The organism is Coprococcus eutactus, assembly GCF_025149915.1.
Classification (GTDB): Bacteria; Bacillota; Clostridia; order Lachnospirales; family Lachnospiraceae; genus Coprococcus; species Coprococcus eutactus.
The window spans coordinates 438,660-463,561 of sequence record NZ_CP102278.1 but is presented as its reverse complement, the minus strand read 5'-3'; the positions used below and the strand labels follow the sequence as shown (position 1 = coordinate 463,561).

The 24,902-nt window shown below is 47.7% G+C and carries 25 protein-coding genes; 1 reads left to right on the top strand and 24 read right to left on the bottom strand.

The genetic code is table 11. The features are described 5' to 3' along the window. The first annotated feature begins 203 nt into the window (after positions 1 to 203). Entirely contained in the window at positions 204 to 632 is a 429-nt protein-coding gene (locus NQ536_RS01970) for a DUF3592 domain-containing protein (RefSeq protein WP_004851695.1), read from the top strand. Positions 633 to 652: 20 nt separating this feature from the next. On the opposite strand, the gene NQ536_RS01965 is transcribed toward NQ536_RS01970, so the two are convergent. The 24 genes from NQ536_RS01965 to NQ536_RS01850 form a co-directional block, all read right to left on the bottom strand. Continuing rightward, complete coding sequence (locus NQ536_RS01965) at positions 653 to 1,408, bottom strand: tRNA threonylcarbamoyladenosine dehydratase (RefSeq protein ID WP_004851697.1); 756 nt, start codon at positions 1,406 to 1,408, stop codon at positions 653 to 655. Positions 1,409 to 1,550: 142 nt separating this feature from the next. Beyond that, positions 1,551 to 1,985, bottom strand: a complete 435-nt coding sequence (locus tag NQ536_RS01960; protein WP_004851700.1) for an RrF2 family transcriptional regulator — start codon at positions 1,983 to 1,985, stop codon at positions 1,551 to 1,553. Positions 1,986 to 2,121: 136 nt separating this feature from the next. Continuing rightward, positions 2,122 to 3,117, bottom strand: coding sequence for an NAD(P)/FAD-dependent oxidoreductase (locus tag NQ536_RS01955; RefSeq protein WP_004851701.1), 996 nt, complete (start codon positions 3,115 to 3,117; stop codon positions 2,122 to 2,124). Between the two features lie 416 nt (positions 3,118 to 3,533). Beyond that, positions 3,534 to 4,811, bottom strand: coding sequence for a glutamate-1-semialdehyde 2,1-aminomutase (hemL, locus tag NQ536_RS01950; protein WP_004851703.1), 1,278 nt, complete (start codon positions 4,809 to 4,811; stop codon positions 3,534 to 3,536). Between the two features lie 280 nt (positions 4,812 to 5,091). Next, positions 5,092 to 6,063 carry a porphobilinogen synthase gene (gene hemB / locus NQ536_RS01945; protein ID WP_044998093.1) on the bottom strand — a complete coding sequence of 324 codons (972 nt, stop codon included), beginning with the start codon at positions 6,061 to 6,063 and terminating at the stop codon, positions 5,092 to 5,094. Between the two features lie 120 nt (positions 6,064 to 6,183). Beyond that, positions 6,184 to 7,767 (bottom strand): uroporphyrinogen-III C-methyltransferase, encoded by a 1,584-nt coding sequence (gene cobA, locus NQ536_RS01940; protein WP_004851707.1) that lies wholly within the window; start codon positions 7,765 to 7,767, stop codon positions 6,184 to 6,186. A gap of 184 nt (positions 7,768 to 7,951) precedes the next feature. Then, positions 7,952 to 9,004, bottom strand: a complete 1,053-nt coding sequence (hemC, locus tag NQ536_RS01935; protein ID WP_004851709.1) for a hydroxymethylbilane synthase — start codon at positions 9,002 to 9,004, stop codon at positions 7,952 to 7,954. Then, positions 8,994 to 9,623 (bottom strand): precorrin-2 dehydrogenase/sirohydrochlorin ferrochelatase family protein, encoded by a 630-nt coding sequence (locus NQ536_RS01930; RefSeq protein ID WP_004851711.1) that lies wholly within the window; start codon positions 9,621 to 9,623, stop codon positions 8,994 to 8,996. Before NQ536_RS01930 ends, hemC begins: the two co-directional genes overlap by 11 nt. A gap of 144 nt (positions 9,624 to 9,767) precedes the next feature. Continuing rightward, complete coding sequence (locus tag NQ536_RS01925; protein WP_004851712.1) at positions 9,768 to 10,991, bottom strand: glutamyl-tRNA reductase; 1,224 nt, start codon at positions 10,989 to 10,991, stop codon at positions 9,768 to 9,770. Positions 10,992 to 11,089: 98 nt separating this feature from the next. Further along, positions 11,090 to 11,506: a M67 family metallopeptidase gene (locus tag NQ536_RS01920; protein ID WP_004851714.1), complete on the bottom strand. Its 417-nt coding sequence runs from the start codon at positions 11,504 to 11,506 to the stop codon at positions 11,090 to 11,092. Positions 11,507 to 11,663: 157 nt separating this feature from the next. Beyond that, the gene (gene thiF, locus NQ536_RS01915) at positions 11,664 to 12,473 is read right to left on the bottom strand and encodes a thiazole biosynthesis adenylyltransferase ThiF (protein ID WP_004851717.1); all 810 of its coding nucleotides are present in this window, start codon (positions 12,471 to 12,473) and stop codon (positions 11,664 to 11,666) included. Next, on the bottom strand, positions 12,473 to 12,682 hold the full coding sequence (gene thiS, locus NQ536_RS01910) for a sulfur carrier protein ThiS (protein ID WP_015534732.1): 210 nt from the start codon (positions 12,680 to 12,682) through the stop codon (positions 12,473 to 12,475). The genes thiF and thiS overlap by 1 nt, the downstream gene beginning before the upstream one ends. Positions 12,683 to 12,846: 164 nt before the next feature. Next, positions 12,847 to 13,164 carry a thioredoxin family protein gene (locus NQ536_RS01905; RefSeq protein ID WP_004851721.1) on the bottom strand — a complete coding sequence of 106 codons (318 nt, stop codon included), beginning with the start codon at positions 13,162 to 13,164 and terminating at the stop codon, positions 12,847 to 12,849. A 28-nt stretch (positions 13,165 to 13,192) separates the two neighbouring features. Next, positions 13,193 to 13,438 (bottom strand): sulfurtransferase TusA family protein, encoded by a 246-nt coding sequence (locus NQ536_RS01900; protein ID WP_004851723.1) that lies wholly within the window; start codon positions 13,436 to 13,438, stop codon positions 13,193 to 13,195. Beyond that, a complete protein-coding gene (locus NQ536_RS01895) occupies positions 13,431 to 14,291 on the bottom strand; it encodes a 4Fe-4S binding protein (RefSeq protein WP_004851725.1) in 861 nt (286 codons plus the stop codon). Before NQ536_RS01895 ends, NQ536_RS01900 begins: the two co-directional genes overlap by 8 nt. Before the next feature lie 27 nt (positions 14,292 to 14,318). Next, positions 14,319 to 15,542, bottom strand: a complete 1,224-nt coding sequence (locus tag NQ536_RS01890) for an O-acetylhomoserine aminocarboxypropyltransferase/cysteine synthase family protein (protein WP_004851728.1) — start codon at positions 15,540 to 15,542, stop codon at positions 14,319 to 14,321. Between the two features lie 481 nt (positions 15,543 to 16,023). Next, positions 16,024 to 17,397 carry an MATE family efflux transporter gene (locus NQ536_RS01885; RefSeq protein ID WP_044998094.1) on the bottom strand — a complete coding sequence of 458 codons (1,374 nt, stop codon included), beginning with the start codon at positions 17,395 to 17,397 and terminating at the stop codon, positions 16,024 to 16,026. Positions 17,398 to 17,551: 154 nt separating this feature from the next. Continuing rightward, on the bottom strand, positions 17,552 to 18,061 hold the full coding sequence (locus tag NQ536_RS01880; RefSeq protein WP_155803858.1) for a hypothetical protein: 510 nt from the start codon (positions 18,059 to 18,061) through the stop codon (positions 17,552 to 17,554). Positions 18,062 to 18,142: 81 nt separating this feature from the next. Beyond that, complete coding sequence (locus tag NQ536_RS01875; protein ID WP_004851733.1) at positions 18,143 to 19,783, bottom strand: sulfate adenylyltransferase subunit 1; 1,641 nt, start codon at positions 19,781 to 19,783, stop codon at positions 18,143 to 18,145. Position 19,784: 1 nt separating this feature from the next. Beyond that, complete coding sequence (cysD, locus tag NQ536_RS01870; protein WP_004851734.1) at positions 19,785 to 20,684, bottom strand: sulfate adenylyltransferase subunit CysD; 900 nt, start codon at positions 20,682 to 20,684, stop codon at positions 19,785 to 19,787. Between the two features lie 23 nt (positions 20,685 to 20,707). Then, complete coding sequence (locus NQ536_RS01865) at positions 20,708 to 21,022, bottom strand: 4Fe-4S dicluster domain-containing protein (RefSeq protein ID WP_004851736.1); 315 nt, start codon at positions 21,020 to 21,022, stop codon at positions 20,708 to 20,710. Beyond that, positions 21,003 to 22,781, bottom strand: coding sequence for an adenylyl-sulfate reductase subunit alpha (locus tag NQ536_RS01860; protein WP_044998095.1), 1,779 nt, complete (start codon positions 22,779 to 22,781; stop codon positions 21,003 to 21,005). Before NQ536_RS01860 ends, NQ536_RS01865 begins: the two co-directional genes overlap by 20 nt. A 25-nt stretch (positions 22,782 to 22,806) precedes the next feature. Continuing rightward, a complete protein-coding gene (locus NQ536_RS01855) occupies positions 22,807 to 23,868 on the bottom strand; it encodes an ABC transporter ATP-binding protein (protein WP_004851740.1) in 1,062 nt (353 codons plus the stop codon). A 155-nt stretch (positions 23,869 to 24,023) separates the two neighbouring features. Next, positions 24,024 to 24,896 (bottom strand): sulfate ABC transporter permease, encoded by an 873-nt coding sequence (locus NQ536_RS01850; protein WP_004851742.1) that lies wholly within the window; start codon positions 24,894 to 24,896, stop codon positions 24,024 to 24,026. Positions 24,897 to 24,902: the final 6 nt, after the last annotated feature.

The window sequence follows — 24,902 nt, the reverse complement described above, 5'->3', positions numbered from 1 at the left end:
GAGCTTATGACCACCATAAGTGGCAGTGCATACAGTAATATATTTATTACCTGAAATTTGCTATATTAACAGACTTATCCTCTTAAATTAAGGGATTCTCAACCAGTCTTCTTTATATTATAATCTACACATACAAGTCCGGCATGTAAATAGGGATCTCATGTCTGACATTTTGGGGAAACAACAATTTCAGGGGGTACATTATGATTTTAACATCGGGTGATTCTATCAGTATTTTTTTCAGACTATTACCTTATACGACTTACATTATTCCAATAGCATCATTCATCATAGCTGTGGTCATCGGCCTTTCCATACGGGGTAAGGCATGCCGTATCGAGCGGGACTATACCAGAACATCCGCCGATATCACATCTGTCAGAAGATTCAGTAAAAGAACCCATATCAACTATGCATACCGCGACCAGTCCGGAGTATTGCACAATGGTTTTCTTTCCGTCCGCGGTATAACAAATTACAACTCCATGTCGTCCATCGCAATATATTACAACCCGAATAATCCATCCGTATCTTATACGGAAAGAACTATGAACAGTGACAAAAATGCACCATTCATCTATGGTGGTGCGGTTCTGCTTGGAACTCTCGTATTTTTATGGAGAAGGCGCTGATTTCTCAGCGTCCTTTTTTATTACCTCCTGATGAGATCCTTTGCCACCTCACCGGCTATTATAAGCCCTGCGACTGATGGCACAAATGCCACGCTGCCCGGGATGTCTCTGCGCTCTGTACATTTGTGTTCTGCACCCGGAGGACAAATGCAGTTGTTTCTGCAGCTTATCGCCATATCTTCGATCGGCCTTGTCGGAATCTCTTCCGAGTATACGACCTTGAGTTTCTTGACGCCCCTCTTCTTCAGCTCTCTTCTCATGACCTTCGCAAGCGGACACACCTTTGTCTTGTATATATCTGCAACCTTGAACTGGCTTCCGTCAAGCTTGTTTCCCGCACCCATGCTGCTGATGATCGGGATATTCTTCTCCTTGCACTTCATGACAAGAGCAATCTTGGCTGTCACGGTGTCCACCGCATCGACTACGTAGTCGTAGCTGTCCCAAGGGAAGTCATCCGCATTTTCCGGAAGGAAGAAACATTTGTGTACCTCAACCTCCACATTTGGATTGATGTCAAGCATCCTGTCCCTCATAACATCGGTCTTATACTTTCCAACCGTGCTCCTTGTCGCTATGATCTGTCTGTTGAGATTGGTCAGACACACCTTGTCGTCATCTATCAGGTCAAATGCTCCGACGCCGCTCCTTACCAGCGCCTCGCATACATAACCGCCAACTCCGCCTATTCCAAATACCGCTACCTTAGAGCCTGCCAGCTTGTCCATGGCTTCCTTGCCAAATAGCAGCTCTGTTCTCGAAAACTGTGTTAACATCTCTTATTCTCCTAATATGATATATATCCCACTACAACTATATACAAAATAAGTTTTTTTTCAACTGAAATCTTATTGCCCCCTCCCGGGACGGAGGTACCTGCTGATGGGGACGGAGGTACCTGTCCCCTCCGTCCCTGATTTATATTGAGTACATGTATCCGATCCGGTCACTGTACTCCCGGGTAAGATCGGCGATGGTTTTGTTATCAAGGACATTGTTGATGGCAGTCTCAAGGTCATCCCACACCTCTCCGATGACATCGTTCATGACCATGTTGGTGTCGCCATCCTCATCAACTCGATTATCGATCGGTGATATCCTGCCCTCAATCTCCCTCAGCACCATCCCAACCGTGATCTCCTCCGCCGGCGTGTTCAGACGGTAACCGCCCCTCGGGCCTCTCACGCTCCTTAAATATCCTGCCTTTAGCAGAGAAGATGTAACCTGCTCAAGATATTTGTCAGACAATCCACATCTTCTGGCTACGGCTTTGACAGTAACCGTGCTGCCACTGTTTATCGATATATCTACCATGAGTCTCAATGCATATTGTCCCTTTGATGATATTAACATTTTTCCGCCTCCTGTTCGTTGTTATATTTTGCCTATAGAATTACTATGAATTAGTTTTATTTTTTTTGGCAGGGAGAAAACAGGTATGCATTTACATTCCATGCTTTATCTCCATGCCAATTGCTTCCCAATTATTCTATTTATTTTTTAACCCATTCAGGTATTCCTCTACATAATGGATAACTGCTGCACCGTCTCCGACTGCTGTCGCCACCTGGCGCACCGCCTTGGTCCTCACATCTCCCGCGGCAAATATTCCCTGTGTGCTGGTCTGTCCGGTCTCGCCCGCTGCAACGTAACCAGCGTCATCAAGCTCCACGACGTCACCAAGAAAATCTGTGATCGGGCTTGTGCCTATTGCTATAAATACACCGGCTACCGGAAGTGTGAAATCGTGGCTGCCAAATGCTGATGTTTCTTCACTAGATGCATTGACATTTGCCCCTGCATCTGCCTGTCCGCCCGCTGCTGTCGGTGTCTTCACAGCAACCTTGAGCTCCAGCTTGCCCGGTGTTCCGCCTATCTCTGTCACCTGCGCAAATGGGTGAAATTCTATATTCTCAGTCTCAAGCACCTGCGCACCAAGTATTTTCTCACCTCTGAACTCAGCCCTTCTATGGATCAGATGTACCTTGCTGCACATCTTTGACAGATATAGGGCATCCTCAAGGGCTATATTGCCTCCGCCCACGACTGCGACTTCTTTGTTCTTGAAGAACGCCCCATCACATGTGGCACAGTAAGAAACTCCTGCCCCTGTGAATTCCTCCTCACCGGGAACGCCAAGCTTTCTGTGCTTTGCACCCGTGGCTATCAGAACCGCCTTTGTCTCTATGCTTCTGCCATCCTCCAAGCTGACCTTCTTGTGATCGCCGTGATCCTCGATGGCTGTCACCTCTCTGTCATCAAACTCCACGCCAAATGTATCCGCGTGTTCTCTGAACTTCATACCCATGTCAAAGCCGCTTATGCCCGGCAGTCCAAGGTAGTTGTCAACCTGCTCTGTATTCACGATCTGCCCGCCGGAGAATGCCTCCTTCTCCAGTACCACCACATCCATCATCGCCCTCTTGGCGTAGACTGCGGCGGACAGACCCGCAGGGCCGCTGCCCACAATAACCAAATCTCTCATATTTCCTCCTTGTCGAAGAAGGTCGCTGTCATGTTTATGTGATGCTCCAAGGCTACGCACGACTCTGTCACCTTGTCTTAGCTCCTGAATTGAACATCAGCCCATCAAAAGTCGCCTTCGGCGAGGGCTGACGCTACATGTCAAGTTTTCACAGAAAACTTGACACATTATTTGCATTCGCTCCCGCCCCCTATAAGGGCAGGGGGGCTCCCGCTCAGCAAGGAGCGACAAGCTTCCGTCGTCTATGTGCTACCCGCCTTTGTAGCATCACATAAACATGACAGCTTACTCTTCGATAACCGTTAGTTTTATTATGTTATTTCCAAACCACTCTTTTAATACTTATCTAATTATTTCTACAATATAGGAATATAAATTCCTTTTTAATGAGACATCTTCTGACCTACTAAGTCTCTCTAGTTCTCTTTGTATTTCTTTATCAGCTCACAGGTTTTGGACACGTCTTCCTTGCTGTGTGCGTAGGACACGAACATTGCCTCGAACTGTGATGGTGCAAGATAGATTCCGTTGTCCAGCATGTATGAGAAATACTTTGCATACCTTGCGGTGTCGCTGGATATTGACGTGTCCATATCCACTACTTCCTGATCTGTGAAGAATACGCTCATCAGTGAGCCTATCTGGTTGACATGGACTGTGTCGCCAAATGTGCTTCTGACTGTGTCGGCTATCTGCCTTGTGCTCTTTTCTATCGCCGGATATATTGTATCCTTTTCCTTCTGGAGTATGCGGAGCGTTGTGAGTCCGGCTGTCATGGCAATCGGATTGCCCGACAGAGTTCCCGCCTGGTATACTCCGCCAAGTGGTGCCACCATGCTCATGACATCGCGGCGTCCGCCGTATGCTCCCACCGGCATTCCGCCTCCAACTATCTTGCCAAGTGTTGTGAGATCAGGCTTTACCCCGAAGTATTCCTGGGCACCGCCAAGGCTGAGTCTGAAACCTGTGATGACCTCATCAAATATAAGAAGTGAGCCGTACTCATTTGTTATGTCCCTGAGGAACTGAAGGAATCCATCATGCGGTGGGACAACTCCCATATTTGCGGCAACCGGCTCGACCACGATTGCGGCAATGTCTTTGCCCTCCGCCTCAAATAACTTCTTTACGCTGTCCTCGTTGTTATACTCAGCTATGAGTGTATGCTGTGTATACGACTTTGGAACTCCCAGACTGTCCGGAACTGACTGTGTAAGTGCTGCCGAGCCTGCTTTGACCAGAAGTCCATCACTGTGTCCGTGATAGCAGCCGCGGAACTTTACAATCTTATCTCTGCCTGTAAATCCCCTCGCCACTCTGAGGGCACTCATCACCGCCTCTGTTCCCGAGTTGACCATTCGTGTCAGCTCCATTGACGGCATGAGCTCATTTATCAATTCTGCGATCTCGAGCTCTTTCCTTGTCGGTGCGCCAAATGTAAGTCCATCATCACAAGCAGCCTTTACCGCATCTATGACTCTGTCATCGGCATGCCCCAAAATTCCCGGGCCCCAGGAGCAGACATAATCCACATAGGAGTTGCCATCCTCGTCAAATATATGTGAACCTTTTGCTTTCTTCATAAATACAGGTGTCCGTCCCACCGAGCCAAATGCCCTGACCGGTGAATTGACGCCGCCTGGAATTACCTTCTGTGATTTCTCAAATAGATCCTGTGAATTTGTCATTGCCATTCTTCTTTCTATAATTTATCGTCCTGTGTGACTTTTTTCTTTGTTTCCTTTTGTTTTTCGCAAAGCTATGTTATTTTAGCCGTTTAGATACAATATTGTATCTTTTTCTAATTTATATTCCAAATAGATAAAAATGCCTCGTTATACATAGCAACTATTGTCCTACTCAGCTCTATCTTCTTTTAAGTGTTGATGTCGCATTCTCCTCATCTTTGGCAACGCCCCTCTCTCCTCCGTCGAGTGGGGCAGATCGTCGGAATCATTCCGAAATATGACTCCGTCATATTGATTCCGACTCAAGCCAATGTGCCACGTCTATGGCGTGATAGGTTATGATGATCCCTGCTCCGGCACGCTTCATGGCTGTCATGTTTTCCATTACGATCCTCTTCTCGTCTATCCAGCCATTTGCCGCAGCTGCCTTGACCATGGAGTACTCGCCGCTGACATTGTACACAGCTATCGGATAGTCCGTGTGGTTTCTCACATCCTTGACTACATCCAGATAAGCAAGTGCCGGCTTGACCATGATTATGTCTGCTCCCTCGGCGATATCCGCCTCGCACTCTCTCAGAGCCTCCCTGCCATTTGCGGGATCCATCTGGTATGTCCTTCTGTCTCCAAACTGTGGTGCAGAATGTGCCGCATCGCGAAATGGTGCATAGTAACCAGATGCAAATTTCGCACTGTAACCCATGATCAGTACATCCGTCAGCCCGTTGTCGTCAAGTGCCTTTCTGATGTAAGCGGTATGTCCATCCATCATATCTGATGGAGCCACCATGTCCGCGCCGGCCTTTGCAAGGGATACAGCCATCTTGCCCAGATATGGAAGAGTCTCATCGTTGAGTATCTTGCCGTCATGTATAATTCCGCAGTGACCGTGTGATGTGTACTCACACAGACAAATGTCCGCTATGACTATCATGTCCGGATACAGCTCTTTTATCCTCCTGACCGCTTTCTGCATGATTCCCTGGTCGTCGTACGCGCTGCTGCCCACCTCATCCTTGTGAGCCGGTATGCCGAACAGGAGAACCGCGCTGATTCCGGCGTCCGCCACTCTGCGAAGCTCCTCCTCAAATGTGTCAAGTGAATACTGGTATATTCCCGGCATGGAGTCTACCGGATTCTTGATTCCTGTGCCCTCCGCCACAAACATCGGATATACAAGATCCTCCTTGTTAACCCTGTTCTCTCTAACCATATTTCTGATGGCCTCGCTGCCACGAAGTCTTCTGAGTCTTATCATATTACTGCCTCTTTTCTCTACATACATGTTCTCTCTATTATTCAAATGGGGACGGAGGTACCTGTCCCCTTTTACGAAACGGATAGTGGGAACGGAGGTACCTGTCCCCCACTTCTGATGCTACCTGTGAGTATAGAATTCGCCGATGGATGATATAAGATGCTCAATATCACCGACCTCCGGAACTATATCCGCATGATAACCAGCTTTCTCCAAAGCCTTCTCTGTCACATTTCCAAGTGCTGCTATGCGGATGTTTTTCATTATATCATGAATTTTTAAAGTACTTTCTGTATTATTCGTATGCTCCCTGCATGAATCAACATCATTCGGCATATGATCCATGCCAGATCCATTTTTCTCTGCGTCAAGGACTTTCAGGAATCCCCTGACACCTGACGCGCTGACAAATGTGATCACATCCAGATCTTTCAGATACTGTATGCTCTCCATCCTGCGGCCAACCACATCATATACTGGAATCTCCTCGTATGTTACGCCGCCCTTATCAAGTATATCAAGCATTGTCTCGCTGCCCTGAACGGCCCTCGGAAGGAGAAGCTTCTCTCCGTCATTCATCACGTTTGCAAGACCCATAGCAAGGGCGCTTGTGGTGTACTCGTCCGGCACATAGTCCGCTATGTAGCCTTCGGATCTTAACGCATCCCTTGTTCCGGCACCGACCACCGCAAATTTCAGATGAACCAGTTTTCTGACATCTATATTCCACTCCCTGAGCCATTTGAAAAACAGGGTTATGGTGTTCTGACTGGTAAATGCCAGCCAGCTATAATCTTCTATATGTTCCAGAGCCACACGCAGCCTGTCCTTCTCCTCTGTCTGCTCCACACTCATATCCACTATGCTGTAGGACTGACCGCCAAGTGCATCTATTGCAACTCTCATCTTCTCGCGAAGCTTTGGCGTTCCAACAAGTCCAACGTGGACATTCTGAAGCGGTCCTCTGTTCGGTGCAGTAAAATCCAGTGCTGCATTTTCACCCACGACTATGATTGCGGGGGATTCTAGCTTTGCATCGTTCACCTTGTCCGCAATGGACTGTATATCGCCACGAACTATCTGCTGTCCAGGCATGGTTCCCTTGGAAATGACCGCGACCGGAGTATGTTCCTCAGCCCCAGTCTGAACAAGTCTCTCCATGATCTGCGGCAGCCTGTTAAGTCCCATGAGGAACACGCTTGTCCCTTCCTGATTTCTAATATAAGCATAGTCATTTAAAACATCTTCATCTGATCTGTGTATGTCTGCCCGCTTGTGTCCTGTTATCACGTGAAAGCTTCTGCTCGTTCCCCGGTGGGTCACTGGTATGCCGCACACCTCCGGAACCGCCACTGCGGATGTTATTCCCGGTATCACCTGAAATGGGATCCCCGCTTCTAAAAGTGCGGTCACTTCCTCGCCGCCTCTTCCGAATACAAATGGATCGCCACCTTTGAGGCGCACCACCATGTTGCCTTTGCGACCTTCCTCAACAAGTATCTCGTTTATCTCAGGCTGCTTCTTGTAGTGGCTGCCCGCCTGTTTGCCGACGTATATCCTGCGGCAGTCCGGCTTCACCATCTCCAGAAGCTGGTAGGTGCCAAGCCTGTCATATATGATCGTATCGCATTGTTTTATGAATTCCAGGCCCTTCACCGTAATGAGTCCCGGGTCGCCGGGGCCTGCGCCTATCAAATATACCATTTTTTTGCTCTCCCATGCGCTGGGTGTGCTGGATTTGTGCCTGCTGTGCGTAGCCCAGCAGGCACAAATCCAGCACACCCAGCTTACATATCGATAAAATTTACTTTTCTACTTATCTTCAAAATACACTGCTTCATAACATTTTTCTTTTCTTGAAATAGAAACATATCTGTTATGCTATAACCTACTTTATCAACGCCTCTACCAGTTGTTCCCATTCTGAGGTGTTTCCTTCTACCGTCTTTCTGTGTATCTGGATTTCTTCATCTTTCTCTTTGTCCGATGAAGCCGCATCTACTTTCATCAGGCTTAGCTTCATGTGTTTGCCTTTCAGTTCTGAGTACACGCCTATCGGTTCGTGACAGCCGGCGTTCAGGCGGCTTAAGACTGCGCGCTCGCATGTGAGCTGTGTGTATGCCTCGGTATCATTTATCGCCCTCACCATGTCGTATGCTTCGCCGGATGTTCGCGTCTCTATGGCTATGATTCCCTGGCACGCTGCCGGAAGCATTGACTCTGTACTGAGGTATCTGAATGTAAGCTCGTCCTTGTGCACTTCAAAGCATTCTGTACTGTCATTGCCTTTATCTTCAATAACTCCCAGGCGCTCAAGCCCTGCCGCTGCAAGAATGATGGCATCGTATTCGCCGTCCTCTAGCTTCTGTATGCGGGTGCCGACATTTCCTCTCAGATTCTTGCACACCGCATTTGGATACATGTCTCTTATCTGGTACTGCCGTCTCAGGCTGCTGGTTCCCACCACGAAACTGTCGTTTCTGTCAAATGACCTGCCACTCTTATATATAAAAACGTCCTGCGGACATGCTCTCGGAAGTGTACCCGATATCGTAAGACCTTCCATGATCTCCATCGGCATATCCTTGGCACTGTGTACCGCTATGTCTATGTCACCTTTAAGTATAGCTTCCTCGAACTCCTCGACAAATACCGCTTTGCCTCCGAATTCCAGAAGCGCTCTGCTGGTGTCCCGATCCCCCCGGGTACTCATTGTAACCATCTGAAAATCAATCTGGGGAAATCTCTCATTGAGTGCCTTTATCACCAATTCAGTCTGAGCAAGAGCAAGCTTGCTGCCGCGGGTTCCAACTTTTACTGTTTTTTTCTGTCCTCCGCTTTCGCAATCCAAACAGTCACTATTGAATCCATCTGCCATGTCATTCTCCGCAAATTTACGAATATTCGGTTTATTTTTACCATGTCCATTCTCAACTCTCATCTAACAGACTCCTAACCATTTGCTGAAACGCTTTCTTTCGCTCTTCCTCGCCGTCTATCTGTGCTTTGATCTGCTCGCGGAGCTCACCCATACGCTCCGCTATATCGCCATAACTCCTACCTAAATGGCTCTCTATATTTCTCTTGATCGTGCCCGCAAGCACTGGACTCTGTCCACCGGTGGAAACGCTTATAACAACCTCTTTATCCTTTATGATCGCTGGAAAATAAAATCCGCAATCCGCCTTCACATCAACCACATTTACAAGTATTCGCTGCTGCCTGCAAAGCTCCGCCATTTCGTGGTTGACCTTCTCATCGTCCGTCGCCATTATGACGACAAATGCGCTAACAATATCCTGTGGCTGCACACGTCTTTTTACAAGTGTTAGGCATCCAGAATAATCTGCAAAATTCTCTACAGAACCACGATCATCGCTTGTCGCTGCACAGTATTTGTCTGGCGTATTCACCTGCTCCGCCAGTTTCAAAAGCTCCGGGCAAAACTCTGGGGACACCACCGTGACCACCGCGCCAAATTCCAGCATGCTGCACACCTTTCTGTATGCAACAGTTCCGCCTCCTGCGATCAGGCATCTCTCATTATTCAGTTCGATCATAAATGGGAAATACGACATCACTACCTCTAATTTCTATTATTGAGTCTCTATAAAAAAGCACCAAAAGTTGTTCCAATTATCTGACATCTGACATAACCATCATCAGACGATGATACTGCATAATCTCAGGCAAACAAGCAGTATTCAGTTCTCACATCCGGCAGTCACAATACTGTCCAGCATTTTCTCAAATGCCTCATACTCAAGCTGTCCTTTGAGTTTATATACCATCTTTGCACCATCTATAGTCTTAAGCTTCGCCATCACGTCTCCGTGCTCCCTGTTGAACCTCGAAAATGCTATGTTCTTCATGATCTCGTCAACCTGTGATATGAGCCACGGCTCCATCTCTGTGATTGTCTTTGCCCTGCTCTCATTGTTCTCTCTGGAGAGTGTCCTGATATAGTCTATGTCACGCAATACACATCCGTCCACCTCTGAGACTGACGGGTCAATGTCCTTCGGCATTGCCAGATCCAGGAACAACCTCCGCTTATGATGCATTTTCACGGCTTCTGCCAGTTCATCCCTGACAAATGTATAATGAGGGCTTGCTGTCGCGCTGATGATGACATCCGCCCAGGCTGCCAGCTCATATCTTCTGCTGTAGTCCTCTATCCTGATCTGCTGATGTCTGCCAAATATGCTATCTGCACTGTGGTGGCTTCTGCTTGTGCCTGTTATCTCTATGTCTGGCGCAAGATCTGCGATATCCTTGACAACTATGCTGCCTATCTTGCCTGTGGCTCCTACGACTAGGATATGCCCGGTATTTGCCTTTTCAGCATCCTCACTCTCAACTTGACTGCTGCTTACCACATCACTTCGAACATCTCTGCACGTGTTTTCAATGCCGCCATTTCTTGTAAAATTCACTGCCTCCCGTGCTGACAAGGTTCCGACGGATATCGGAAGCCTCGTGGCATCACTCTCCGTTGCCACCGCCTTTGCCGCCGCAAGTGCTCCCTGAAATGCTATATTCAGCTCGCCGTCACAGGCTCCAAGCTCCTTTGCCACAAGATATGCGCTCTTCACCTGATGTATGATCTCCACCTCGCCGAGCACCATGGAATCCATACCACACGCCACTCTGCACAGATGTAACACACACTGAAATCCTTCATAATTCATGCTATATCTTCTTATGAGGCTGACCGGAACCTCCCTGTCATTTGCCAACAGCTTTTCCACCTGTTCATATTTATCTATGAAGTATATCTCCATCCTATTGCAGGTCGACAACACGACACATCCACCCACCTCAGCCTTAAGGCGCTCAGTGAACTGTCTCTGTCCTTTTGTCGTAAATGCAAATCTCTCCCTGACATCGGCCGGCGTATTCTTATGGTTTATACTTATGCAAAACATCTCTTCAGTAACTCCAAATAAAATTTATGACACAGTCCGCGTAAAGAACAAGGGCGGGTATCAAAGCCCGCCCTGTTCCTTCAAATGCCTGCTATCTATCATGATTCTATAACAAGCTCCTCTATCGTCACATTCTTTTCCTCATCTATGTTGAAGGCCTTGAGTACCGGATTGTCTATCTCCATGAGGGAGAGAATCAGATAATTCACCTTGGAATCATATGCAAGTCTCTTATCCTCCTCCGAAGGTCTGGACGGAGACTCTGGATGGGAATGAAAGTTGCCAAGAAGCTCGTATCCATTTGCACGCATATCCTTAACTGCCGCAAGCTGCTCTCTCGGGTCCATGGAAAAATGCTCGTTGCTGGCGTCAATATTTGTCAGGAGATACACCTTCCTGATGTACTTCTTATCGCCCTCTCTAACACCGCCGATCAGACCACAGGACTCATTTGGAAGGCCTTCCTTGCAGTGTGCAAGTATCTTCTCGTAATCAGACTTTGTCATGTACAACATCTTACTTCATATCCTCCTTATATTCAACTATCTCTGTGACCCACCTGTATCAACTATGTTGATCATGCAGCATTAAGCGGGAGCGCTCCCAGATATGGTATTGTCAGTCAGACTCAGCATTCACAGCCCTATACACAGGCGGATTACAGAGATCATTTTATTTTCCGTCGCACTCTACCTGCTCGTAGTCGATGAGCTTGGTGATGGTTGGATTTGGTCCACATACAGCACAGCCACAGCCCTTCTTGTGAGGGAGCTTTACTGTGTGGAATTCCATCTTAAGTGCGTCAAATGTAAGGAGTCTTCCTGTCAGAAGATCGCCAACTCCAATGAGATACTTGATCGCCTCCATAGCCTGAAGACTTCCAATAACACCGCCCATTGCTCCGATGACTCCGGCCTGCTTACATGTAGGAACCGCATCCTTTGGAGGTGGATCCTTGAATACACATCTGTAACATGGTCCCTCATCTGGAACATATGTCATGAGCTGGCCCTTGAATCTGATGATTCCTGCATGTGAAAATGGCTTCTTAGCCATAACACAGGCATCATTTATAAGGAACTTCGCAGGGAAGTTGTCTGTTCCATCGATAATGAAATCATAGTCCTTGATGAGATCCATGATGTTCTCTGATGTCACGAACTCTCTGTATGTGATCACATTTACATCAGGGTTCATGGCGTTCATGGTCTCCTTTGCGGATTTGACCTTTGCCTTGCCCACATCTGCTGTTCCGTGAATGATCTGTCTCTGAAGATTTGACAGATCTACCTCATCGGCATCAACTATACCGATGGTTCCTACTCCGGCTGCTGCCAGGTACATAGCGGCTGGCGCTCCCAGTCCACCTGCGCCGATGATCAGCACCTTGCCATTTAACAATTTCTTCTGTCCCTTCACGCCAACTTCCTGAAGGATGATGTGACGTGAGTAACGCTCCATCTGTTCGTTTGTGAATGCCATTAGAAGCTGCCACCTCCCATGAAGTAGAGGAACTCTACTGTATCGCCGTCCTTGAGCTCTGTTGTTGCAAATGCATCTGAGTCAACAAACTCATCGTTTACTGTTACTGTGACATAGTCCGGATTCTCAACGTTCTCTGACACGATGATCTGAGCTATTGTTGTCTTCTCTGCTATCTCTTTCTTCTTTCCTGCTATTGTGACTGTCATTTTTCTTTCCTCCTGACGATTCATTTGCCTGTCCGGCGTTGCCAGACTGACATAAAATGTGATTATATACTTTATAAAATTATTTATATAGTTTCATTCTTATATGCACCGGAAGTAATTGACTACAGTCAAATACTCCATCATGTCACTTTACCAATGAATTTCTACAATAATTTGCCAACTTCTTCCTCCAGCGCATTTCTCTTCACAAGGCCACGGATGCGGGAAACCTCCTCGCCTCCCTTGAAAAAGAGTATGGTTGGTGACGCCATGACTGCGTACTTCTCAGCAAGCTCTGCGTCGAAGTTTACATTTACCTTGTACACATTTACCTTATCCTCGTAGTCATCTTCTATGCCGCCAAGGATAGGTGAGAGCTGCTTGCATGGTATGCAGCTGTCCGAATAGAATTCCACGATGACCGGGAGCTTCGACTGAAGAACCTTCGCATCGAAATCCTCTGCACTGACTCTTACTGCCATTCATTTTCTCCTTTCCTGCCGGATCTGATCAATCCTCCAGCTTCTTCACTATAAGATCATAAGTGCCATTCTCGTTGTCGATGAGCTTCAGGATCTGCTGTCCTTCCTCCTTGAAGCTTCTTGGTACGTTCTGTACAGGCTCGCCGTCGTTCATGGTAACCGCAAGCACCTGTCCTATCTCAAGCTCCTCCATGGCTACCTTCGCCTTGACAAATGTCATCGGGCACACCACATCAGTTATATCTACTCTGTCATCGATTTCGTAATCAGCCATTGTAAGCCTCCTTTAATACTTCTTTGAATTTGTCTAAGCCCACGCGCTCCAGAGTGAACTGGAAACGCTCGCTTGGCTTTGCATTGTCTGCAAAGAACTGTATTGCCGCATCTGTGATACGGAAAAGCTGTTCCTCAGATGTAACAACCGGAAGTAACTCCTCGCCGCGGTGGATCGTATTTCCAAATAATCCTCCGAATGAGACAAGGTATCCTGTCTCGCCCTTCCATGCATCTGTAGGACATGCCTTTGCGCATCGACCGCAATAGTTACATTTGTCTGTGTCGAGGATGATCTTGCCGTCCGCCATGGTGATCGCGCCCTCACGGCACGCCTTGACGCACACGCCACACATGATGCATGATGGCTCATCCCACTCTACTACCATTGCGCCCTTGATTCCCACATCGTTCTCCTCTGCCTTCAGACAGTTGTTCTGGCATCCTGTGACACCGAACTTGAACTTGTGAGGAAGCTCCCTTGCGTAATATCTCGCATCAAGCTTCTTGGCTATATCATAAGTGTCTATATTGCCGCTCGGACAGATCTGATTTCCCTGGCACGCTGTGACTGTTCTTACTCTTGGGCCACACACACCCGGCTTACAGCCTCCCTTTGCCAGTTCTTCCTTTACCTCTTCCACATCGTCAAGCTTAACAAATGGGATCTCAACACTCTGTCTCGATGTGAGATGTACATGTCCATCTCCGTATTTCTCGGCAACCTCTGCTATCTTCTTGAGATTCTCTGCGGTAAGATTTCCTCCCACCACCTGAAGTCTCAGAGAAAAGTTATTCTTCTGCTTCTGTCTCATGAATCCGCCCTTTTTCAGAGCTGCGTAATCTACTGCCATATGTAGTTCCTCCAAATCATTTGTGTATTAGTCGACAAGGGCCTTCTGGAAATCTTCTATCAGATCCTCCACGTCCTCGATTCCGACACTAATACGAATCATATCATCATATACGTTGGCGTCAAGCTTCTCCTGCTCTGTGCTGTGCGCATTCAGTGTTGATTCAGGATGCACGATGAGCGTCTTTGTGTCTCCTATGTTCGACACTATCTGCGGTATTGTGAGCTTGTTCATCACCGCAAATGCCTTCTCCTTGCTGCCGACTCTGATGGTGATTATGGCACCATATCCACCGTGCAGCTGTTCATCTGCAATGTCATGCCAAGAACTGGATTCAAGCCCCGGATAGTTGACCTTTACACCCTCCTGACTTTCCAGAAACTGTGCAAGGGCAAGTGCATTGTGTGAGCATCGCTCCATTCGAAGCCCCAATGTCTCCATGCCCAGCATATTGTAAAATGCCGTCTGCGGAGCTATGCAGGCTCCTGTATTTCTAAAAAGTCCGTTTCTGAGCTTTGCTATATAGGCGAACTTTCCGAACATCTTGTACTGCTGCAGAAGCGGATAACGCTCTGCGTCCCATTTGAAATTGCCGCTGTCGGTGATGACTCCGCTTATGGCATCGCTGTTGCCATTGATGTACTTGGATGTGGAATTGATGACTATGTCCGCTCCAAGTGTCAGCGGTGTGACCAGGAATGCCGTGGCAACCGTGTTGTCTATCAGAAGAGGAAGCCTGTGTGAATGTGCCTGCTCTGCAAGAGCCTTTATATCCACCACATCGAGCTTTGGATTGCCGATGGTCTCAGCAAATATCACTCTGGTGTTCTCATTTATCGCTGCCTCGACCGCATCCTTATCCGATATCTCCACAAATGTCGTCTTGATTCCAAATGCCTCCAGATCATGGAACAGATCTATCGTTCCGCCGTAGAGTCCTGTGCTGGAGACTATCTCTCCGCCAGTTCCTACTATATTTAAGAGTGCATTTGTGAGTGCCGCCATTCCAGAAGAACACGCCACCGAACCTACTCCCTTTTCAAGATTCGTCATCCGCTCCTCAAATGCAAATATCGTCGGGTTATTGATCCTCGTATAAGAATACCCCGTCGCCTTGTTGTGGAATAGCTTCTCATGCAGCTCCGCCGAAGGCTGATAGAATGCACTAGATTGATAGATCGGTGTAAGTGTGGCGCCTGTATTCTCATCACCAAGCTTTGCGCTGTGTAATAATGCTGTGTTAAATCTCATGATCTTCTATGCCTCACTAAATAATAAATCCTATAATTCCTACGAACATGATAGGATTATATCTCTTATACCCTACTATGTCAATAGGAATTATAAAATAAGCAATGCAGATAATAAAAAATGCCAGTTGATGGGAGCTTGCTCACAATCAACTGGTGTTTTTTTGTTATCTATATGGCGCATGCCATTCCACGAGCCGCGTTAGCGGCGAGGGGAGCATGGCTTATTTTGTAGTGGTAGTCATCGGGAGCTTGCTCACAATCAACTGGTGTTTTTTTGTTATCTATATGGCGCATGCCATTCCACGAGCCGCGTTAGCAGCGAGGGGCGCATTGCTTATTTTATAATTTCGTCCGTCTTCCACGGCGCATGCTATCCTCAGGGCCGCGTTAGCGGCGAGGGGCGCATTGCTTATTTTATAATTCCGTACGGTATACACGGCACATGCCATTTCTCTGGCAACTTCCCCATACGTTTTCACTCATTTCTTATTTGCAATTTTCTTATACAGCATCTTCCTCACATAGAAATAACATACTATCTGCATAGCAAGGGTTATGATCCAGGACGCCGGATATGAGATGAACAGAACCGCCAGGGATCTGTGTCTCGGAAAAATCCAATATATCCACACGATTCGGGTTCCCACCGTTCCTATGATCGAGAGGAGCATCGGAACTCCGGAATGTCCCATCCCACGAAGCGCCCCCGGGAACAAGTCCATAAATCCGCAAAGAAAATATGTGACTGTCGTATACAGCAGAATCTCCATTCCGCACTTTATAACCGCGTCGCTGCTCGTATATATATGCAGCAGCTGCGGTCCAAAGAAATACGCTCCATTGCCCAGAACCATCATTGCCGCAAATGACAATATCAAACAGTCGATCAGAACTCTCTCCATACGTTTCCATTTGCCGACACCGTAGTTCTGGCTCGTAAAACTCATGCACGCCTGCGTTACAGCATTCACCGTCACATACAGAAATCCAAATATATTATTTGCCGCCGTGTAGCCCGCCATGGCAACCGAGCCAAATGAGTTGACTGACGACTGAAGCAGCACATTCGAAAAGTTGATGACTGTGCTCTGAATTCCCGCCGGAACTCCGACCGAAAAGATCTGCTTTACATATACCCCCTTGATGGTAAGCTTTGAAAATCTAAGCTGATAGCTCGTCTCTGACATGTAGAGACAACGGAGCACAAGCACGCAGGATATCAGCTGTGAGATAACAGTTCCGATTGCCACACCGGCAACTCCAAGCTTGAAAATGATCACAAAGCATAGGTTTAGACCTGTATTTGCAATTCCTGAAATAACCAGGAAAAGGAGCGGCCTCTTTGTATCTCCCACCGCTCTGAGTATGGCAGCGCCGTAATTGTACAGCATAAAAAACGGCATTCCCAGAAAGTAAATCCGCATGTATACAGACGAAAGATCGATTACATCATCCGGTGTATCCATAAGCGCTAACGCCGGTTTTGCACATATCAGCCCGACAAAGGCCATAATAATACCGCTGATCAGCGCTAACGTGATCGCGGTATGTACTGTCTCTGACATTTCTTTATCTTTTCCCGCAGCATAAAATCTTGCCGCAAGCACATTTGCCCCAAGAGATATCCCTATGAACAAATTGGTAAATACATTGATAAGTGCTGTGGTTGAACCGACCGCCGCCAGGGCCTGACTTCCACTGAATCTTCCGACAACGATGATATCCACTGCGTTGAACATCAGCTGCAAAATTCCTGACAACATAAGCGGTAACGAAAACGAGATCAGCTTGTCCATGATCGTCCCGTTGCACATATCAATTTCATATTTATTTTGTTTTACTGTAGAACTCATAATTTTCCTCAGACTCTTTCGACATAATATCATTTTCTTTATGTACATAAGGTTATACACTTTGCCTGATTATGTCAACTTTTATGTCTATGTCGTTTATTTACACATAAAAAAGACAGGACTTTCTCGTCCTGCCTCTTTCACACAGCCTTTATCACTCCGCCTCGAATTTTATTCCCTCTTCCTTTGCAAATGTTTCTGCAAACGAACCAGCTTTGCCAACAATTGTCAAGGTATCTTCGCCAAAGAAGACTCCCTTATCGAGATTCTCTACCCCTGCTGGAAGATGAATCACTTCTAATGTATCCGAAAAATAAGCATCATCAAATTCTTTAAGATTGTAGCCCAGGTCTACATATTTTAAACTGTCATTGCTAAAAGGCCCGTTAATTATGGATATAACATCCTTTCCGTCTATCTGCTCCGGTATGACAACTATCGGATCACTTCCATTATATGCCTTTATGGATACACTATCACCATTATCTATATATTCAAAGTCTGACGCAGGTGTCTCTGCATGATTTCTCACATCGTCCACCGTGATCTCTGCACTGTCTGTTACGAATGCCTCACTGTTGTTATTCTCTTTACTCTCTGCAGACTTGTCTGACGAGTCCGTACCTCCACATCCCACAAGTCCCATAACAAATGCACCGCTCACGTCCATCCTCAGGGCCGCGTTAGCGGCGAGGGGAGCATAACGTGACAGGGGACACTCTTCGGTACAAAAGGAACGTCCCCACTAGATGTAGTTTCCATCGTGAACCTGAGCCGCGTCGTATACAGACTCCTTGCGGATCTCATCTGCTATCTCGTCTGCGTCAAGCTCGCCATCTGGGTTCCAGTCGCCGCTGTAGACCTCGGCGCCTTCTACCTTGACTCCTGCGATCTGCTGCTCGCTTGCGAAGAGAAGCACGATGATTCCGGCATGATGAAGATGCTTTAATACAGCATTTACATCCTCGCGGATATCTGGAGCGTACAGATATGTATGACGTCCATCGATGCTGAGCTTCTTCTCTACAGACTCAACGAAATCTCTTGTGACATTGCCTGCTGCAAATGGAACTATGACAGCCTTCTGTCCCTTGATCGCTGCACGCACATTTCTGTCCACGCGTCCCTCGTAAATTCCGGTCTCCTCAGTGTGAACCTCCTCGACAACACCGCAGGCACTTGTCATGTCTGTTACACGGTCGATGAGTATGAGTTCTCCGAGAGTCTTGTGTTTCTTGAACTCGTCTACAACGATCCTGTCGGCAAATGCGATCCTGCAGACTGCAATACCATTCTTGGAAAGGGTGTCCGCTGATTTCTGCTCACCTGTATTTACATCTATGGTGTAATCGATATGTGTAACTGTACCAGGGATCATTTTTGTTCCGAGCTTCACAAAAAAGTTCTTGCCATTGTACAGCTCATCGTCATCCATCCAGAGGAGTGTTGCGGTGATCGAAGATGCAACCTTTGCACCTGAATCAACTGTGAGCACACATCCTCTTGACACATCAACCTCACGGTCAAGCTGAATCGTTACAGGCTGTCCCTTCTGGGCTGAGTCAACTGTGTCAAATCCCACATGGATGCTCTTGACCTTTGCAGTCTCGTTGCTTGGGAGTGTGTTGATCTCGTCTCCAACGTGGATCTCACCATCCTCGATCTGACCTTGGAAACCTCTGAAGGTGTGGTCAGGACGGCACACTCTCTGAACAGGCATATAGAATCCTGCCTCTGTGTTATCCTCTGCGATATCTATATCCTCAAGGTATGTAAGGAGTGCTGGACCCTCATACCAAGGAATGTTCTCTGACTTATTTGTCACATTGTCACCCTCTGTAGCTGACACTGGGATTATCGTGATATTTGGCAGGCTGAGCTCGGATGACAGCTCATTTATCTGCTCAACTATCTCGTTGAAACGCTTCTCATCGTATTCGACAAGATCCATCTTATTTACTGCAAATACAAAGTATCTGATTCCCATCAGCGCGCAGATCCTTGCGTGTCTTCTGGTCTGCACTAGCACGCCCTGCTTTGCATCGATGAGGATGACTGCCAGGTCGGCAAATGAAGCTCCAACCGCCATGTTCCTTGTATACTCCTCATGACCCGGTGTATCCGCCACGATGAAGCTTCTCTTGTCTGTTGTAAAATATCTGTATGCAACGTCGATGGTGATACCCTGCTCACGCTCCGCCATCAGTCCATCCAGAAGAAGCGAATAGTCAATGGCACCGCCGCGGCTTCCTACCTTGGAATCAAGCTCTAGAGCCTTCTCCTGATCTGCATATAAAAGCTTTGAATCGTATAATATATGTCCTATAAGTGTTGACTTTCCGTCATCTACACTTCCGCATGTTATAAATTTAAGTAATCCGCTCATCTTAGAAGTATCCCTCCCTCTTTCTACGCTCCATGCTGCCTGCTGCCTCGTTGTCAATAACTCTGGTGGTTCTCTCTGAGGATACCGCACTGAGCGTCTCCTCGATAATCTCAGGGAGTGTGTCCGCTGTGGACTCCACGCCGCCTGTCAGTGGATAGCATCCGAGAGTTCTGAAACGAACACTCTTCATCTCTATCTTCTCACCAGGTCTAAGTTTCATTCTGTCATCATCGACCATGATGATATTTCCGTCACGGTATACAACAGGCCTAACCTTTGCAAAGTACAGCGATGGGATCTCTATGTTCTCACGCTCTATGTACTCCCATATATCAGCCTCTGTCCAGTTGGAAAGTGGGAATACTCTGACCTCCTCGCCCTTCTGGATCTTGGTGTTGAACAGCTTCCACATCTCCGGTCTCTGGTTCTTTGGATCCCAGGCATGCTGAGCATTTCTGAATGAGAGGATTCTCTCCTTCGCACGGGACTTCTCCTCGTCTCTACGTCCGCCACCAAATGCTGCTGTGAAACCGTATTTGTCAAGAGCCTGCTTGAGTGCCTGTGTCTTCATGATATCTGTGTATGCTGAGCCGTGGTCAAATGGGGTGATGCCCTTCTTGACACCCTCCTCGTTGATGTACTCGATCATGTCAAGTCCGTATTTCTTCGCTGTCTTGTCTCTGAACTCGATCATTTCCTTGAACTTCCATGTTGTATTTACATGCAAGAATGGAAATGGCGGCTTCTCAGGATAGAATGCCTTGAGTGCCAGATGAAGCATTACCGAGCTGTCCTTTCCTATTGAGTAAAGCATAACCGGCTTCTCACACTCCGCAGCAACTTCGCGGATGATGTATATCGCCTCTGCCTCCAGTTCGTCAAGATGTGATAATGTACCCATATCTATACCAACCTTTCTTCTTTTTAATATTTATTAGCTTCCTTCTTGTCTATCACTATCTGGTCTGTGGTTCCATCCATCTTTCGGATATTCCACAGAAGCAGATCTCCTTTGTTCTCCACCGACATCTGGCTTCCCATTCCGCCGATGTCAGCTCCGAGATATAATGAGATGGCGTCAAATGCACACTCCTTGATACAGGATGAGCACCCCCAGCAATCCTTAGGGTATTTCATGAATATCTGTCCATCCTCATCTCTCTTTATGAGGGAACCCGGGCAGACATTTGCACATTTGCCGCAGTTTTTGCAAAGCTCTTTATTTATCACTATGCTCATATGCATCCCCCTTTCCTTGGAACATCAGCCCATTTGAAGTCGCCTCCGGCGAGGGGCTGACGCTGCATGCCATATTCCCTGCGGGAACCTGGCACAAATTAACTAGCTCACGATGTATCATCTTAAGCTCGCCGTCCACCATCTTTGAGTTGACAAATATCTCCCATTCTTTGCTCTTCTCCGGGTAGTCCAGGTTCTCAGCAAAGCTGTGCCATCTCGTCTCCTTCCTGTCCTTCAGGTGTGCGATTACAGAGAGTGCAACTGTGAGCCTCTCCTTCACCTCATACACAAACATGAGCTCGTGCATGTCGTGGGCACTTATGTGCCATACAAGCTTCTGGAGCTGCTCTATCTTCTCCTTTGCCAGCTCAAGCTGTTTCACGTTGAACTGGTAGTGGGTGGATATTCCTCCGGCGTAGTTGTCCATGACCTTCTGCATGGCCTCCTCTATCGCCTCATATGTGAACATCTTCTCGTCAGTGTCGAGAAAATGGTCGTACTCCTCTATCTTTCTGTCAAATTCAGCCTCCTCGTCAAGCTCAGGATCAAGGTATCCCTCGTCAAGCTGCTTTACCATGGCAATGGCTGCTATCTCTCCCTCAACCATCGCTCCGGTCACATACTTCTGTGGACATCCGCCCGCCACATCTCCGGCTGCGAACAGCCCGCGTATTGTGGACTCTCTGTCGTTGTCCACCCAGTAACCGCTTGCGGTGTGGCCGCCGACTATATAAGGCTCTGTGCCCTCTATCTCCACATTCTGCTCACTCGGATTCTTGCCGGACTCAAGCCATTTGAGAGTCTGGCTCGGAGCCATGTTGAGGTATGCCCTCTTCAGTGAGTCATCCTGCTCTGGGGTGATGCCCTCGGTTCTCAGATAGCATGGACCTCTGCCTTCTATATTCTCTCTCACCGTTCCGTACACTCTCTGGGATGTGGTGAGTCCATATTTGTTCTCGTATACCTCGCCGAGTGAATTGACCTGCTTTGCGCCCACACCCTGGGCTATGGTTCCCGTAGGTGCTATGGTGTCCTTACATCTGAGTGCTATAAATCTCATCTCAAATGTAGTCATCTCCGCTCCGGCATTTATTCCCATTGCATATCCCGCTCCGGTGTTGAACGGCGGATACCACATCTTATGCCTCGAAAATCCCGGATTGTTCGGTCTGTAAAGTCCCGCCGCACCGCCTGTAGCACAGAGCACTTTCTTTGCTCTGATCTCGTAGGCCGTATTATCCTCTATGGAGAATCCAAATGCCCCGAGGATCTGATTATTTTCAACTATATAGTCCGTGATGTTGACTCTGTTCAGTATCTGACAGCTGTCAAGCTCCTCAACCGCCTTTGCAAGCAGCGGCTTCATGTTCTCGCCATTTATCTTGATATTTCTGTTGCCCCTTGCAACATACTCTCCATTCTCATCCTTGAGGATAACCAGCCCCAGCTTCTCCAGCTTGTCTGTTACACGGTTCAGCCCCTGTGACATAGAAAGCAAAAGATCTTCTCTGACGATCCCGTCAGCGTCTTTCCTGCAGTAGTCCACATAGTCCTCAGGCTCCCTGCCCTTCACTATGTATGCGTTGATGGCGTTCACACCCGCCGCCAGACATCCACTTCTCTTTATGTTTGCCTTCTCTGCGATGATGATGGAATAATCAGAATGTTCTCTGACAGTCAGCGCTGCATAGCAGCCAGCCGTACCACCACCGATTATCAAAATGTCCGTATGAAGTATTTTCCTGTTTGCAATACCCATATTTTCTCTCCAATCACTTTTATAATTAGATGTAGAATACATCGTTATCCTGCATTGCCTTGTTCTCCAGCAGATATGTCTGATTCTCATCAAATACATACAGCCTGTAGATGAGAACGTGGACCTGCTCCCCCGGCTTTACGACATCCTTCTCCATGGATCTCTCGGCGACGATCTCCACTCCGTTGACATCCACCGTGACGTCCAGATGGCTTCCGCGGAACAGCACATCCTTGACTATCCCCGACTCCGCCGCACTCTGGTACTGATCCAGCCTGCCGCTCTTGGATATTTTGACGAACTCCGGTCTGATGACCGCTCTGTCCGCTCCCGGCACCCTGTCAAAACCCTTGAGCTTCTCGTAGTCCTCCACAACGGTTGACCTTCCGATGAACTGTGCCACAAACGGTGTAGATGGAGTCTTGTATATCTCCATCGGTGATCCCATCTGCTCTATCTGTCCGTGGTTGGTGATGATGATCTCATCCGCAACCTCAACAGCCTCGTCCTGATCGTGAGTGACAAATATGCTCGTTATGCCAAGCTTTTCAACCATCTCCTTGAGCCATGTCCTAAGCTCTGTCCTGACCTTTGCATCTATTGCGGCAAATGGCTCGTCCAGCAGCAACACCTGTGGATTCGGAGCCAGCGCTCTTGCAAATGCCACTCTCTGCCTCTGTCCGCCTGAGAGCTGATTCGGATATCTCTTCTCCATCCCCGAAAGCCCCGTCAGCTCCAGTAGCTCCATGACTCTCTTCTTGATCTCTTTCTTAGGAACCTTCATAAGTTCCAGTCCGAATGCCACATTGTCAAATACCGTCATATAACGGAACAATGCGTAATTCTGAAATACGAATCCGATTCCTCTCTTCGCAGCCGGTATATCATTTACACGCCTGCCGTCTATGTATATGTCACCGGAATTTGGATTTTCAAGTCCGGCTATCATTCGGAGAAGTGTCGTCTTTCCGCTTCCCGACGGTCCCAGAAGCGCCACCAGCTTACCCTTCTCCACACCGAAGCTGACATTGTTGGACGCCAGGAAGTCTCCATATTTCTTATATATATTTTTCATCTCGACGTACATGTCGTCAGCCTCCTTATTGTTTTCTTATTCTGTCACATCTGATCTATCTCTCGAAGCTCCTGCAAGCCATCCCATATGCAGACTATCTCACTTCGCCCTTCTCGGGTATCGCCCCCTCGCCTCCGCTCAGCGGCAAGTCGTCACGCGCATGAGAGTTATGAACTTCGTTCATAAGCGCGTTTCCTCTTCGCTCTGTACTCAAGCAGATTTCTCAGGAACAATATGATGACCGCTATGATCACCAGTATGGACGATACCGCAAATGCCGCCGTGATGGATTCCTCCGTTCCTGACATGTACAGCGCATCGATCTCAAGTGGAAGTGTAAATGTCCCGCCCCTTGTCTTGGACAGTGCATTTACCGCACCGAACTCGCCTAGCGCTCTGGCGGTACAGAGGATGATTCCGTATATGAGTCCCCATTTCATCTGGGGAAGTGTTATCCTTCTAAATATCGTGAAGCCCTTCGCCCCCATGAGCGCCGCTGCCTCCTCCTCATCCTTGCCCTGGGCGTTCAGCACCGGGATAAGCTCCCTCGACACAAATGGGAATGTCACGAATATGGTAGCAAGCACAACGCCTGGAACTGCAAATGTTATCCTGATGTTTGTCCCCAGCATATCATTGATCCATCTGATCGCCGGATACGTCCATCCGAGTCTTCCAAATGTCATGAGGTAGGCAAGTCCTACAATGACCGGTGATATGGAAAACGGAATGTCTATCAATGTTGCCAGCACTTGCTTGCCCTTGAATGAGAACTTCGTCAGCAGCCATGCCGCGCATATTCCGAAAAATGTGTTTACCACCACAGCTATGACAGTGGCAATAAGTGTGACACCAAGTGCACTTATCACATACTCTGTTGTGATCGACTGAAGATAGAACTTAAAGCCCTCCTTCAGCGCACTTGTTATCACCGATATAAGTGGGACTACCAGCATGAGCACTATAAAAAGCACCGTCACGGTTATCAGTATTATCTTTGTCCTGCGCTTGCCGCGCTGCAGCTTTTCCTGTTCGCTCATTTTCCG